Annotated in this window: 12 protein-coding genes; 6 read left to right on the top strand and 6 right to left on the bottom strand. The window is 53.8% G+C overall.

What is annotated here, in order from left to right:
- The 3 genes from AC2VLY_RS07410 to glgB form a co-directional block, all read right to left on the bottom strand.
- The coding region (locus tag AC2VLY_RS07410) for an SPFH domain-containing protein (protein WP_486892376.1) at window positions 1-836 on the bottom strand (836 nt) is incomplete at its 3' end.
- A complete protein-coding gene (locus tag AC2VLY_RS07415) occupies window positions 812-1,273 on the bottom strand; it encodes an NfeD family protein (RefSeq protein ID WP_024892872.1) in 462 nt (153 codons plus the stop codon). The genes AC2VLY_RS07410 and AC2VLY_RS07415, both read right to left, overlap by 25 nt.
- A gap of 30 nt (window positions 1,274-1,303) precedes the next feature.
- On the bottom strand, window positions 1,304-3,496 hold the full coding sequence (gene glgB, locus AC2VLY_RS07420; RefSeq protein WP_486922031.1) for a 1,4-alpha-glucan branching protein GlgB: 2,193 nt from the start codon (window positions 3,494-3,496) through the stop codon (window positions 1,304-1,306).
- A 195-nt stretch (window positions 3,497-3,691) separates the two neighbouring features.
- Here glgB and glgC point away from each other — a divergent pair, with 195 nt between their 5' ends.
- From glgC to murI, 5 genes are read left to right on the top strand one after another with little or no spacing between them, the layout of a single operon-like run.
- Complete coding sequence (glgC, locus tag AC2VLY_RS07425; protein WP_193650203.1) at window positions 3,692-4,999, top strand: glucose-1-phosphate adenylyltransferase; 1,308 nt, start codon at window positions 3,692-3,694, stop codon at window positions 4,997-4,999.
- A 4-nt stretch (window positions 5,000-5,003) separates the two neighbouring features.
- On the top strand, window positions 5,004-6,704 hold the full coding sequence (locus AC2VLY_RS07430) for a glycoside hydrolase family 57 protein (protein WP_300251354.1): 1,701 nt from the start codon (window positions 5,004-5,006) through the stop codon (window positions 6,702-6,704).
- 3 nt (window positions 6,705-6,707) lie between these two features.
- A complete protein-coding gene (locus tag AC2VLY_RS07435; RefSeq protein WP_486922032.1) occupies window positions 6,708-8,735 on the top strand; it encodes an alpha-amylase/4-alpha-glucanotransferase domain-containing protein in 2,028 nt (675 codons plus the stop codon).
- Window positions 8,728-9,672 (top strand): ROK family protein, encoded by a 945-nt coding sequence (locus tag AC2VLY_RS07440; protein WP_486922033.1) that lies wholly within the window; start codon window positions 8,728-8,730, stop codon window positions 9,670-9,672. The genes AC2VLY_RS07435 and AC2VLY_RS07440 overlap by 8 nt, the downstream gene beginning before the upstream one ends.
- Before the next feature lie 3 nt (window positions 9,673-9,675).
- Window positions 9,676-10,461, top strand: a complete 786-nt coding sequence (gene murI / locus AC2VLY_RS07445; protein ID WP_193650199.1) for a glutamate racemase — start codon at window positions 9,676-9,678, stop codon at window positions 10,459-10,461.
- Here murI and AC2VLY_RS07450 read toward each other — a convergent pair.
- The gene (locus AC2VLY_RS07450; RefSeq protein WP_193650198.1) at window positions 10,458-10,790 is read right to left on the bottom strand and encodes a hypothetical protein; all 333 of its coding nucleotides are present in this window, start codon (window positions 10,788-10,790) and stop codon (window positions 10,458-10,460) included. The genes murI and AC2VLY_RS07450 overlap by 4 nt on opposite strands.
- Window positions 10,791-11,014: 224 nt before the next feature.
- Window positions 11,015-12,343: a DUF445 domain-containing protein gene (locus AC2VLY_RS07455; RefSeq protein ID WP_486922034.1), complete on the bottom strand. Its 1,329-nt coding sequence runs from the start codon at window positions 12,341-12,343 to the stop codon at window positions 11,015-11,017.
- 85 nt (window positions 12,344-12,428) lie between these two features.
- Between AC2VLY_RS07455 and AC2VLY_RS07460 the strand changes: the two genes are divergently transcribed.
- The gene (locus tag AC2VLY_RS07460) at window positions 12,429-12,617 is read left to right on the top strand and encodes a YqaE/Pmp3 family membrane protein (RefSeq protein ID WP_010637640.1); all 189 of its coding nucleotides are present in this window, start codon (window positions 12,429-12,431) and stop codon (window positions 12,615-12,617) included.
- A 63-nt stretch (window positions 12,618-12,680) separates the two neighbouring features.
- Here AC2VLY_RS07460 and AC2VLY_RS07465 read toward each other — a convergent pair whose 3' ends face one another.
- Window positions 12,681-13,784 (bottom strand): Fic family protein, encoded by a 1,104-nt coding sequence (locus tag AC2VLY_RS07465; RefSeq protein ID WP_486922035.1) that lies wholly within the window; start codon window positions 13,782-13,784, stop codon window positions 12,681-12,683.
- Between the last annotated feature and the right edge of the window lie 76 nt (window positions 13,785-13,860).

Raw genomic sequence — 13,860 nt, forward strand, 5'->3', positions numbered from 1 at the left:
CTGGTACTGCTCTTGGCCAAATATCCCCACTTTTCGATGTAGTCCTTGGCGAGCTGCATTTGCAGGGCTTCGTAGCCTCCGGGTTCACGGGCTGCCGAACCAATAACCCGGATTGCTTCGGCGGTAGCCTCGGCAACCAGTTGAATGGCCTTGGCTTCACCTTCAGCACGCAATACTTCCGCCTGTTTGCGGCCATCTGCCACATTGATGTCCTGTTGCCGCTGACCTTCAGAAGTGTTGATTTGCTGCTGTCTTTGTCCTTCGGATTTGGCAATCAGGGCGCGCTTTTCCCGCTCTGCGGTGATTTGCAGTTCCATGGCGCGGATGATTTCCTGGGGTGGGGTGATGTCCCGTATTTCGTAGCGGAGCACCTTGACGCCCCAGTTCAGGGCCGCTTCATCCACCGAAGCCGCCACCGCCGTATTGAGCAGCTGCCGGGAAGACAGGGCTGCATCCAGATGCAACTTGCCGATTTCTGAACGCATGGTGGTTTGTGCCAACTGGATAACGGCAGTAAAGGGGTTGCTCGAACCATAAGCCGCCTTGACGGAGTCCGTAATTTGCAAATAGAGAATCCCGTCTACCGTCATGGTGGTGTTATCAAAGGAAATACAGGCCTGCGCGGGCACTTCCATGGGTACTTCGCGCATATCAAAACGAAAGGCCACACGGTCCAGAAAAGGAATAATAAAATTCAGGCCCGGTTCCAGAACCGCGTGATATTTACCGAGTCTTTCAACCACCCAGGCACGCTGCTGGGGAACCACCCGGATGGTGGTGCGTAAAATCAGAAAAGCCGCAACAATGACAATCAGGATGATGATGAGGGAGGACATAAAGACTCCTTGTCGGAGGGTTGCCGGGGTAGCACCCCTAAATGTAGCAGGTTATCGGTCTTGCCCACGATCACGGCGCGATCACCGGCACAGGGGGCCGGGCCATCATCTACCACCGCCATCCATTCGCTGCCCCGGTAACGCACCGTATAATGTTCATTCTGGTCAGGACCACGAATCACATCCACGCCCTGACCCAAATCAAAATCCGTCAGTCCCTGAGATTTTCCGGCGAGCCGGTGGCGCAGCCACATTCCGGCAGGCAGCAATACCAGACAGAAGCCCAGAAACACCCAGTGCAAAACCGCGCCAGGCAGCACCAATCCGGTAATAGCGGTAAACAAGGCGGCTAAAGCCACCGCCGCCAGATAAAAAGTGCCGGTGAACAATTCGGATATTCCCGCTGCGAAAGCGATAATGACATAAATATAAAGCATGCTAATTACCCACGCCGGGAGTCATTCTCCTCAGTCCATTTGCAAAAACAGTGCTGCCAGGGGCGGCAGAGTCAACTCCAGTGAACAGGGTAATCCCATCCAGCTCCGCGCTTCGGCAAACAGCGGAAGGTTACCCACATTACTGCCCTGATACGCAGCTGCATCACTATTGAAAATTTCCCGGTAACGCCCGGACTCTGGAACGCCGATACGATAATTTTTGCGCAGTACCGGAGTAAAATTGAACACTGCGAGAATAAAAGCACCGTTGCGATCGCGGCGCAGAAAACTGAGTATGGACTGGTCTGCGTCATGGCAATCCACCCAGGCAAAACCCTCTGGTGCAAAATCCAGATCATGCAAGACTGACAAGTCGCGGTGCAGGTGTCCGAGATCCCGACTCAGCCAATGTATCCCCTGATGCCAGGGTGTTTGCAGCAAATCCCAGTCCAGAGCCTGCCCACAATTCCATTCCATTCCCTGAGCAAATTCATTGCCCATAAAATTCAGTTTTTTACCCGGATGTGCACACTGATAACTGAGCAGCAGACGTAAATTGGCAAAACGCTGCCAGGTATCGCCGGGCATTTTATCCAACAAAGAGCGTTTTCCATGCACCACCTCGTCATGAGAGAGAGGCAGTACAAAATTTTCTGCGTATGCATATAACTGGCTGAAGGTCAGATCATTCTGATGAAAGCGCCGATAAACCGGATCCTGCTGCATGTAGGACAGGGTGTCATTCATCCAGCCCATATTCCATTTCATGGAAAAACCCAGCCCGCCCACATAGGTGGGGCGGGAGACCATGGGCCAGGAGGTCGATTCTTCGGCAATGGTCAAAATACCCGGATAGCGCTCATTGAGCACCACATTCATTTCCCTGAGAAAATCAATGGCTTCAAGATTCTCCCTGCCACCATACTGGTTGGGAATCCATTCCCCCTCGTTCCGGGAATAATCCCGGTAGAGCAGGGAAGCCACCGCATCCACCCGCAGGCCATCAATATGAAAACTGTCCGCCCAATAGCAGGCATTAGCCAACAGAAAATTGCGAACTTCGTTGCGGCCAAAATTGAAAATATACGTCCCCCAGTCACGATGTTCACCTTCACGGGGGTCTGCATATTCATATAAAGCGGTGCCATCAAAACGGGCCAGTCCCCAGTCATCCTTGGGGAAATGCCCCGGCACCCAATCCAGCAGCACCCCAATACCGGCCTGATGAAAAGCATCTACAAAGGCCCGAAAACCATCCGGGCTCCCGAAGCGGCTGGTCGGCGCATAGTAACCACTGACCTGATAACCCCAGGATTCGTCCAGAGGATGCTCCATCACCGGCATAAGTTCGATATGGGTGTAACCCATGTCCTGCACATAGCGCAGCAGACCTTCGGCAAGCTCGTCATAGCTCAGAAAATCCCCTTTCTCGTCGCGCTGCCAGGATCCCAGATGCACTTCGTAAATATTCATGGGGGCATGCTGCCAGTCGGCCTGCGTCCGCGCAGCCATCCAGTCCTGATCTTTCCAGACATGCTGACTGTCCACTACCCGGGCTGCAGTACTTGGACGTCTTTCAAAAGCATTGGCATAAGGATCGGTTTTCACAAAAACCGCGCCGGAATCCCGGTGACGGAGTTCAAACTTGTAGATTTCGCCCAATTCCAGTCCAGGAACGAACAATTCCCAGAGGCCACTCATTCCCCGGATCCGCATCGGGTGATAACGACCATCCCAGTGATTAAAATCGCCAACGACACTGACCCGCTCCGCATTGGGTGCCCAAACGGCAAAAAACACTCCTTCGACACCTTCATGATAACGACGATGGGCGCCCAGATGTTGATAGGCTTCATACAAGCGACCCTCACTGAACAGATAAACTTCCAGATCGCCCAATACCGGACTGAACACATAGGGATCATAAGCCTCGTGCGTGCCCAGGGAATCCAGCCAGCGGTAACGATAGGGGGTGGGCAGGCTTTCTCCGGCATGGGTGAAAATCCCGTCGGGATGCTGCATGGTCATCAGCACCCATCCCTGAGGGGTTTGCAGTTCTACCTGAGAGGCCCCGGGCAAAAAAACGCGCTGCATAGCTTGATTGTCGTTACCGATCCGGTGCTGCCCCAACCAGGCGAAGGGATCGTGATGACGGGCCTCGCGAATGGCTATTTCGTCATGATTCCAATCTTCGCCATGATTTTTTTTTGGTAATTTCGTCACCACAATCTCCTTTTCATCATTGTGATTGAGGAGCCACTCCCACCAAGAGCATAACACATCGCCGGAAAAGACCATTGTCCCCTTTGAGTGCTTGCCGACATCCTCCAAGTTCAGTACCTTTAAACCGAAAGCACGGGGGAATCCTGTCTATACTCCTAGCTAGGTGTAATACCAGTGCCCGACAAGGAGAAGAGCATGTCCGAAGAAAACCAGAGTGGCCCCAGCAATTCCCCGCGCTTTGTCAGTAACCTCACCAAAAATACCCTCGCCCTGGTCCTGGCTGGCGGTCGTGGCAGTCGCCTTGGACCATTGACCGACTGGCGCGCCAAACCTGCCGTGCCTTTCGGGGGCAAATTCCGCATCATTGATTTTTGTTTATCCAACTGCATGAACTCCGGCATTCGCCGTATTGGTGTGCTGACCCAGTACAAAGCGCACAGCTTGATTCGTCACATTCAGCTGGGCTGGGGATTCCTGAGAGGCGAGTTCAGCGAGTTTATTGAAATCCTCCCTGCCCAACAGCGCATGAATACCGGCTGGTACAAGGGAACCGCAGACGCGATTTTTCAGAATATTGACATTTTGCGTGCCCATCGGCCGCGTTATGTGATTGTTCTCGCTGGTGACCATATTTATAAAATGGACTATGGTCAGATGCTCGCCGAGCATGTGCAAAGTCAGGCAGATATGAGCGTCGCCTGCATTGAGGTCCCTTTGGAAGAAGCCAAAGGTTTTGGGGTCATGACCGTCAACCACGAAGATCGGGTGACCGGTTTTACCGAAAAACCCAGCGACCCCACACCCACACCCAACAACCCCGACCGTGCGCTTGCGAGCATGGGTATTTATGTTTTCAACACGGATTTTTTGTATGAACAGCTCATCCGCGATGCGGACAGTCGCGAGTCCAGCCATGATTTTGGCAACGATCTGATCCCCTACATGGTGTCACGCTATCGGGTCATGGCTCACCGCTTTCGTAACAGCTGTATTTCCAGCAATGAAGGCAAGGCCAGTCGTTGCTACTGGCGGGATGTAGGTACGGTTGACGCCTACTGGTCTGCCAACATTGACTTGGTGCATGTGACTCCGGATCTGGATTTATACGACAGCCGCTGGCCAATCTGGACGTATCAGGAACAACTCCCTCCTGCCAAATTTGTCTTTGACGACGAAGGAAGGCGCGGCATGGCACTGGACAGTATTGTCTCGGGAGGCTGCATCATCAGTGGCGCAACAGTCCGTCGTTCCTTGCTGTTTTCCAATGTCCGGGTCAATGATGGCCATACCCTCATCGAAGATTCTGTCATATTGCCCAACGTGCGCATGGGCGAAGGCGCTCGTCTGCGTAAAGTCGTCGTCGACAAGGGTACTATCATCCCTGACGGCCTGGTGGTGGGCGAAGATCCTGCCGAAGACGCCCGCCGCTTTTATCGGACGCCCAACGGCGTCACCCTGATTACTCCGGAGTTATTAGGCCAGCAACTACATTTTGTGAGGTGACCTTATGCCCCCCGCACGCGCGCTTCATGTCATTTTCTGCTGGCATATGCACCAGCCTGATTATCGCAATGCTAATGGACAATACGCATTGCCCTGGACGTACCTGCATGCCTGCAAGGATTATGCAGACATGATCGCCCATTATGAGGAAAACCCTCTGGCTCGGGGCGTCTTTAACTGCGTGCCGATTCTCGTTGAGCAGATTGAAGATTACACCAGTCAGTTTGAAAGTGGGCATTTTCGCGATCCTCTACTCATCGCCCTGGCCAGCACTGATCTAAAAACCCTGAACAATGAGCAACGTCATCACCTCATGGAACAGTGCTTTCGACTGGATCCGGAACATATGCTGAATCCCTTTCCCGGATACCGCCGACTGTATGAAATATATACCATCATGCACAGTGATCCGGCGGAACTTTCTGACTATTTGTCCATTCAGTTTCTGGCCGATCTGCTGGTCTGGTATCACCTGGCCTGGACTGGTGAAACCGTGCGGCGCGGCAGCCCGCTCATTAAGAAGTTGATGGACAAGGGACACGGTTTCACGCTCGCAGACCGGCAGGATTTAATACGCTTTCTCGGTGAGCTGATCGGCGGACTGATTCCCCGTTACCGCGCCCTGGCAGAAGCAGGACGTATCGAAATATCCACCACCCCCTACTACCACCCCATTGGCCCCCTGATGCTGGACTTTGCCGCCGCACGGGAAGCCATACCCGATGCGCCATTGCCCGAATCCCCTGAGTACCCTGGCGGGGTCGAGCGTGTGCGCTGGCATATTAAACGCGCTCAGACTTATCATCCGCAACATTTCGGCATTGCCGCCCAGGGCATGTGGCCAGCAGAGGGCGGGGTTTCTGCCGCCTTCGTCAAAATGCTGGGTGAGGCTCAAGTGACCTGGACGGCTTCGGGAGAAGGCGTACTCACGCATAGCCTGCTGCGCAGCGATGACGATTCTGCACCACGCGGTCGGGCCGAATATTTATACAAGGCTTATCGCCTCGAAAATCAGGGACCGGCGCTGTTTTTTCGGGATGACGCGCTCTCTGACACCATCGGTTTTGACTATAAAACCTGGTTTGGCCACGATGCAGTCATCGATTTCGTGCATAAGCTCGAAGCCATCTGGCGCCAGACGGAAGATCAGGATCATCCCGTCGTCAGCATCATTCTTGATGGAGAAAATGCCTGGGAATACTACCCCTACAATGGCTACTATTTTCTTTCCGAGCTCTACCGGGCCCTTTCCAATCATCCCCATATCAAAATGTGTACCTTCGGCGACTATGTCCAGGACCATCCGGAAGCCATTAAAAGCATTCCGGATCTTGCCGCCGGGAGTTGGGTCTATGGCAATTTCAGCACCTGGATCGGCGATGGGGCCAAAAACCGGGCCTGGGATATGCTCTGCGCCGCCAAGCAGGATGTTGACCAGCATTTTGCCGGACTCACCCCCGAACTGCAGGAAGAAATCACTGAACAGTTAGGTCGTTGCGAGGGCTCGGACTGGTTCTGGTGGTTCGGAGATTACAATCCTGCCGATTCGGTCAGGGATTTTGATCACCTGTTCAGGATGAACCTGCGCAAACTTTATAACCTGATGCAAATTTCTCCTCCAGAAACCCTCAACGAACCCATCAGTCATGGTGGGGGACCCGCCGAATCTGGAGGTACCATGCGCCGCACCCATATGGAAGGATAAGCAATGACCCACAGCACCCCCCTCCTCCTGGGCGTCCACGCCCATCAGCCGGTTGGTAATTTTCCGCAGGTGATTGATGACGCCGTACTGCGCTGTTATCACCCCTTTCTTCAAGCCATGCATCGCTTTCCTGAATTTCCCTTTGCCATTCATATCAGTGGCTGGTTACTACAATATATGGTGCAACAACACCCCAACACCATGAAACTGCTGCAGGAAATGGTCACCCGCCAGCAGGCGGAGCTGGTGGGCGCCGGGGACACCGAACCGGTGCTGGCGGCTATTCCCCATGCAGATCGCATCACCCAACTGGAAGCCATGGCCGACCGACTGGACAAAAATTTCGGACAGCGCCCGGTGGGGGCCTGGCTGACCGAGCGCGTTTGGGATCCCAGCGTGGTTCCCGCCCTGCAAGAGGCGGGAATTCAATATGTGATGGTGGACGATTATCACTTTCTCTGCGCGGGGGCCTCTAGCGACCAACTCGGCAGCTTTCATCGCACCGAAGAAAATGGCCAGGCTATCGATGTTTTCCCCATTTCCGAAGCGTTGCGTTATCGCCTGCCTTTCTCGGAGGCCGCTGCCGCAGTCACTTATATCGAAGAAATATCCGCGCATAATCCGGGTAGCGCCGGGATTTATTTTGATGACATCGAAAAATTCGGGGTCTGGCCGGAGACTTATAGTTGGGTTTATGAAAAAGGCTGGCTGGAACAGTTTCTCCAGGGCGTCCTGAATTCTCCACATATTCAACCCATGCGTTTCAAGGATTATCTGCACCAGCATCGGCCCCAGGGTATGATTTATCTGCCCACGGTGTCCTACAGTGAAATGAACGAATGGACACTGGCACCGGATGCGGCCCGCAACTACGCGGCTTTTCTGGAACAGGAAAAGGCTGCAGGCCGCCTGGACCTACGCAAGCCACTCATTCGTGGCGGAATATGGAAAAACTTTCTGACCCGATATCCCGAGTCCAACTGGATGCAGAAACGCATGCTGCAATTATCCCGGCGCTTTCATGCTTTGCCCAAGCGCCAGCAAAGCAAGCAGATGCGTGCGGATTTACATGAAACCCAGGCCAATGATGCCTATTGGCACGGGCTGTTTGGCGGCATTTATCTGCCGCACCTGCGCCGGGCGGTGTACCATGCCATGGTTCGACTGGAAGCGCAGCTCGATAAAATCCAGGCACGGCCAGGTTTGCAGTTCATTGACGTGGATATGGATGGCCATGAAGAGCTGTATTATCACAATGACGATCAACAGTTGATCATTCGCCCGACTCCCGCCGCCGCCGTAGCCGAGTGGGATTGTTACAAACTGCATCACAATCTTGGGGATACACTGGCACGGCGCGACGAGGCCTACTACGACAAAATCCGGCACGGGGCAGTGGATCATGCGGCTCCCAGTGAAGGTATTGCTTCCGCCCACGACCGCATCAGCTTCAAAACAGAAATTAAGGCTGATGATCTGCTTGCCGACACCGCCCCCTGCCACAGTTTTCAGGAGTGGCTGGATAATGTCGCAGTCACGTATCCGGAAAGCAGCATCGTTCAGGATGCTCCCCATTTTGCGGGCGGTATCGCTGACAGCTGGGCGGTCAGTAAAGCCTATAGCCTCGCCCATAAAGGAATGATGGTGCATTTTCGGATAGAATCACCAGCTTCCCAACACAATACAGAGTCTCACCATTTTCAGACTCGGCTATTTCTGGCCATGCCCAGTTGTGATGGGCCGGCGGGACAGTTTTTTGCGGATGGGCAATCCCAGGGTGGCTTCGGACTTCCCATCCAGGGTGAAAAAACCCGACAAATCGTGCTGGAAGATGCCGTGATGGGCGGTAAAATCACCCTCCATTGCAATCCGCCGGTGCGCTGGGAGGCTGCGCCCCATATGACCGTTTCCCAATCCGAAGCGGGCTTTGAAAAAATCATGCAGGCCCTGCAACTGGATTTTTACTGGGACCTGACGGCTGGCAAGACGCAACATATCGAAATCCTTACGGAGATCATCGCCTATGACTGAGGAACTGACCATAGGTATTGATGTCGGTGGCACCAATTTACGTTTTGGGGTTTTCCGGGGTAATGATTGTCTGGACAGTATTCGCCATGAAGTAGATCTGCACGCCAAATGCGCTGCGGCAGCCGATTCAGAAAGCGCTGCCCGACTGTTCACGGAACTGCTTGAAGCAGGCATTGCTCAACTCCGCCATCAATACCCGGAAATTATTCGAGTCGGGGTGGCTGTGCCCGGTTTTGTGAATGCCAAAGGCGTTTTGCTGCAATCGCCCAACATTCCGCAACTCATCCACTTTGATTTGCAAAGTGCCGTTCAGAATGCCTGCCAATTGCCTGTACTCATCGAAAATGACGCCAATGCTGCCGGATATGGCGAATTCTGGGAAGAAAAACAGGAAAATCCCGAATTGCGCGATCTCTTGTACGTCGGCCTGGGTACCGGTGTCGGTGGTGGGTGGGTCCATGACGACCGCCCCTGGCGCGGTGAACATGGAACCGCCATGGAGATAGGGCACATCATCGTGGTCCCCGGCGGAAGACGCTGCGGATGTGGTAATCAGGGTTGCCTGGAACAATATGCCTCGGCACGCGGAATCCAGTCCAGTTACGTGGAACTGACCGGCACAGCACCGGATACTGCCGTTATTGCCCAGATGGCCTGCGATGGACGCCCCGAAGCCAGTCAAACCTTTCAGATGGCCGGTGATTATCTGGGACAAGCCCTGGCCAGCATTTTGAAGGTTGCCGATGTCCGGGTCATTCGGGTGGGAGGCGGGGTCAGTGCGGCCTGGGATTGTTTTGCGCCAGCCTTATTACAACGTTTGGACGCTGACTTGATTCCCGCGCTGCGCGGCGAGGTGGAAGTCAAACGCGGCAATCATGATGATCTCGCCGGAATGCGCGGGATCGCCCTGCTGGCCGATCAGGAACTCAGCCAATAACCGATGCGAATTGGTGTATTTGATTCCGGACTGGGTGGCCTCAGCACCCTGCTCTCCTGCCTGCGTTATTTGCCGAATGCCCATTTTTTGTTTTATGGCGATAGCGCTCATAGTCCTTATGGCGACAAAACCGCCGGCGAAGTACAACAATGGACGGAAATTGCTTATGCCTGGTTTGTCCGGCAAGGCGTAGATGCCGTGGTACTGGCTTGCAACACGGCTACCAGCGCGGCAGCCATACCTCTGCGGGAATATGCGGACGTGCCCATCATCGGTATTGAGCCCGCCATCAAAAAAGCGCTGATGCTTTATCCCGAAGGCAGTATTCTCCTGCTGGCCACAGCCATGACCGTCACCGGTGAAAAGCTTCGTAATCTCTTGACGCAATTACCAAATGCCGAACAACGCGTGCAGCCTCTTGCTTGCCCGGGTCTGGCAGAACGCATTGAATCCCAGAGCAATGACTGGCAGCAGCAAGTCCAGGAGTATCTGCACAATCATGTTCTGCCTTATTACTCGACAGACACTCAAGTCATTGTGCTGGGCTGCACCCATTACTGCTGGATCAGCAACTGGCTGTCAGAGCTAAATGGACGGAATATTCCCACCCTGGATGGAAATGATGGCGTGGCGCGGCAATTATGTCGCAGGATCGACATACGGAGTCTCCCCGAGACGCCACCGGATTTGCCCACTGAAGCATCCATTGATTTTTATTTTACCGCCGCCGCTGCTGAAAAAACGCAAGTTGCCCGTCGCCTGCTGCGCGCTCACGGGGTCAAAACCTAGTCCATCTGGGCCCCATGATCCGTCAACTTCACGCCATATTTTTTGGCCTGAGCTTCGCCCTGGGCGTAAGCCAGATTAGCCAGTTCCTCCGCATGCTTGGCCTTGACCACTGCCTCATCATATTTACCGGCTTTGTCTGCCGCTTCGGCTTCTTTATAAATTTTCGGGGTGGAAAGCCACAAATAATGCACGGCTGAAGTTTTTGCCATGGCCGTCTTGGCCGCCGCCAGCGCATGCTGCGCGTCTGTAGCGGTAACCGTCGCCGCCGTCGCAAAACCCGCCATCATCAGGGTGCCTGCTGCCATCACACTCATCAATAGACGCTTCATAAATGCACCTCCCTCTACAAACCTTGTTCAGAATGAAACAACCGACCGGACATTACTCCAATCCTCAATCCAGCAAAATTTGTTCCTTCCCGGTAACTACCTGAAAAAACAAATCCCTCAACATCAATCCAGCAATCTGCTCAGGTTGAAATGGCCAATTCGGGCCAGAAGACCCAATGCACATGCGGGCCATACCGGACCATTTGATTCCATCGGCAGCACCTCTATATGAGTAGAGGCACAGCCAGCGCCAGGGCATGAATCAATACACCCACCAGACCGCCGACCAGGGTTCCGTTCACCCGAATATATTGCAGATCGGTCCCCACCCCTTCTTCCAGCAGGCGGATCATGTCTTTTTCGGGCCAGTCCTGAATGGTTTTTTCAATATGCTGCGCCAAACCATCGCGCATGGCCGGGGCCAAACGACGGGCACTGTTTTCCAGATAATCATTAATGGCCTCCCGCAAGACTGCCTGTTCCGCCAAAAATGTCCCCAACTGCCCGGCCAAAACATGAATCTGACCCCGTAAACGGGAATCTGGACTGCGCAGATCCTTGTCCAGCCAGGCGCGCAGGTCGCGCAACAAACCATCTGCATACTCCTGCACTGCCGGATGGGAAATAAGGCCATTTTGCCAACGCCGGATACGCTCCTGAAACCCGGCGTCTGTGCGCAGCCGCACAATCGCATCAGCCATCCAGCGATCAAAAGCCAGGCGGCGTGGATGCTCGGGATCGTCCTCGATTTCCTGCAAAAGTTGATGCGCGGCCTTTACCAGATTTCGCGCGAGATTATCACTCAGGGTGGCAGGGTCCATGAGCGCACTCATCCAGGAGAACAAGGTGGGATAGGCGCGTTTCAGAATGGCTGCTATTTGCTCGGCCAGCAGCCCCTGCGTTTCTTCCCCATCCAGCCACTCGCGCAGGCGCTGAATACCATCTTCCAGAAGAGCCTGATGACGGTGGTCTTCCGTCAGTAATGCCAGAATATTTCCCATCCAGCGCGCCCCATCCACGCGCTGCAGCTGGCGACCCAGCGCGCTTCTCAGGGCAACACGCAATTCCTGATCATCAGTCAGCGCCAGGGCTTTTTGCAGCAACGTCGTCAATTGCCGGGCCAGCAAATGACTGCTTTCCGGCTGGATCAGCCACTGTGCCAACCAGGTGGCGGGATCGGCGCGGCGCAACAGGCGGACAATGGCTTCACTTTCCAGAAAATGATCACGAATGAACGTGGCCAGACGCTTCGCCAAACGCGCCTTGTTTCTCGGCAAAATGGCCGTATGGGGAATGGGCAGACCCAGCGGATGACGAAACAGGGCCACCACCGCAAACCAGTCCGCCAGCCCGCCCACCATGGCGGCCTCGGAAAATGCCCCGGTCCAGGCCCAAATGCCCAAAAATCCCTGACTGGCTGAAAACAAGAACAACAGCAACGCCAGCAACAGTAAAACCAAAGCCCAGCGACGCATCACCTGCAATTTTTGCAGGCGTTCTCCTGGCCGGGGATTCAGAAGTGTTTTTGGGGGTTCATTATTATCGGCAACCATGTGAGCGAGTTTAGCACGGAGACTTGCATTCTGTAGAAATCGCCATTTAATATGCAAACATAATTATTGGCAGGGAGTATGGATCATGCGTCTTATTCTGGCGATTTTTTTACCTTTTCTGGTGTTTTTTACCATTGGCCGGCCGCTCGCAGGCATCATCTGCCTGCTTCTGCAAATCACCGTACTGGGCTGGATACCGGCGGCCATCTGGGCGGTTTACGCCTTAAGCCAGTACAAGACCGATCAGAAAATCCAGAAAGCGCTGGGACGTTAAAGGCCCTTATTAAGCCGATATCGGTTAACCAAGATAAGACTTCCTGCTCAAGTTGGCATTCGGTCAGCGTTCGTCTTCCTCAATGACGCGGATCAATGCCAGATTGATATAGTAGTTGCTTCGTCCTGCCTTGACCTTTTCGACAAAACCCGCTTCGGCCAGATCGTCGAGGTATTTTGTTGCGGTCAGACGTGAAACCTGAAGATCGCGCTCAAAAAAGGCGATCTTGGTGTAAGGATGCTGGAACAGACTATTGATCAAGTCTTGGCTGTAGAAGCGAAACTGATTCCGGATTCGCTGCTTGTAGTCCATCAGGGCGAGGCTGATCGCTTGAATCATTTTGATGGCCTGCTCTGCGGTCTGTTCCACAGCATCCAGCATGTACATAACCCACTCTTCCCAGGCTTCATCATCCCGAACGGCCTGAAGCAGGCGATAGTACTCCCCTTTGTTCCGAACGATGTAGTTGCTGAGATAAAGCAACGGGATGTCCAGCAACTCAGCCTTGACCAGATAAAGCACGTTGATGATGCGCCCGGTTCGACCGTTGCCATCGTAAAACGGGTGGATACTCTCGAACTGATGATGAATCAGAGCCATCTTGATCAACGGGTCAACGTTGAACAGGGCATCGTCATTGATAAATCGCTCTAGGTCGCCCATCATGCGGATGATCTCGTTATTGTCCTGCGGCGGAGTGTAGACCACCCGGCCTGTATCGGTCTGAAGATCAGTGCCCGGTAACTGGCGAAAGCCTGCGTCGTTCTGTTCCAGTGCTTCCTGAATTTTCAGAATTTGCCGGTTTGTAATCAACCCGGTTTTGCGCACCTCCTCAAAGCCCGTGCGAAGCGCTTGCCGATAACGCAAAACCTCCTTGGTAGCCGGGTCTGAATACACGCGCTCTAAAGCTTCGCCCTTGAACAATGCATCGTGCGTCGTGACGATGTTTTCGATCTCGGAACTGTCTTTGGCTTCCTGCAAACCCAGAGTATTAATCAGGATGCCCTGGTTCGGGATGGTCCGTGCCATACTCTTGAGTTCCGCAAGCTTACGGCTGCTTTTTACTAGCTTCTTCAGAATAGGAGCAGTTTCGAACCGTACCGGATCGAGCTGATGCAGCGGCTCAAGTGTCATGGTTGCTCCCGAATAGATGGAATGGCGAAACATGCAAAGAAAGACAACTCGACCTATACATATCGCGAGAAATATGCATAGGAAAACCCATTCTTATATACACGTCAAG

The organism is Acidithiobacillus sp. TH-A36, from assembly GCF_057473445.1.

Bases quoted from the DNA above. Each gene is read 5' to 3' on its own strand.
- AC2VLY_RS07415 (WP_024892872.1), bottom strand. From the start codon at position 1,273: ATGCTTTATATTTATGTCATTATCGCTTTCGCAGCGGGAATATCCGAA.
- glgC (WP_193650203.1), top strand. From the start codon at position 3,692: ATGTCCGAAGAAAACCAGAGTGGCCCCAGCAATTCCCCGCGCTTTGTC.
- AC2VLY_RS07430 (WP_300251354.1), top strand. From the start codon at position 5,004: ATGCCCCCCGCACGCGCGCTTCATGTCATTTTCTGCTGGCATATGCAC.
- AC2VLY_RS07435 (WP_486922032.1), top strand. From the start codon at position 6,708: ATGACCCACAGCACCCCCCTCCTCCTGGGCGTCCACGCCCATCAGCCG.
- AC2VLY_RS07440 (WP_486922033.1), top strand. From the start codon at position 8,728: ATGACTGAGGAACTGACCATAGGTATTGATGTCGGTGGCACCAATTTA.
- murI (WP_193650199.1), top strand. From the start codon at position 9,676: ATGCGAATTGGTGTATTTGATTCCGGACTGGGTGGCCTCAGCACCCTG.
- AC2VLY_RS07450 (WP_193650198.1), bottom strand. From the start codon at position 10,790: ATGAAGCGTCTATTGATGAGTGTGATGGCAGCAGGCACCCTGATGATG.
- AC2VLY_RS07455 (WP_486922034.1), bottom strand. From the start codon at position 12,343: ATGGTTGCCGATAATAATGAACCCCCAAAAACACTTCTGAATCCCCGG.
- AC2VLY_RS07460 (WP_010637640.1), top strand. From the start codon at position 12,429: ATGCGTCTTATTCTGGCGATTTTTTTACCTTTTCTGGTGTTTTTTACC.
- AC2VLY_RS07465 (WP_486922035.1), bottom strand. From the start codon at position 13,784: ATGTTTCGCCATTCCATCTATTCGGGAGCAACCATGACACTTGAGCCG.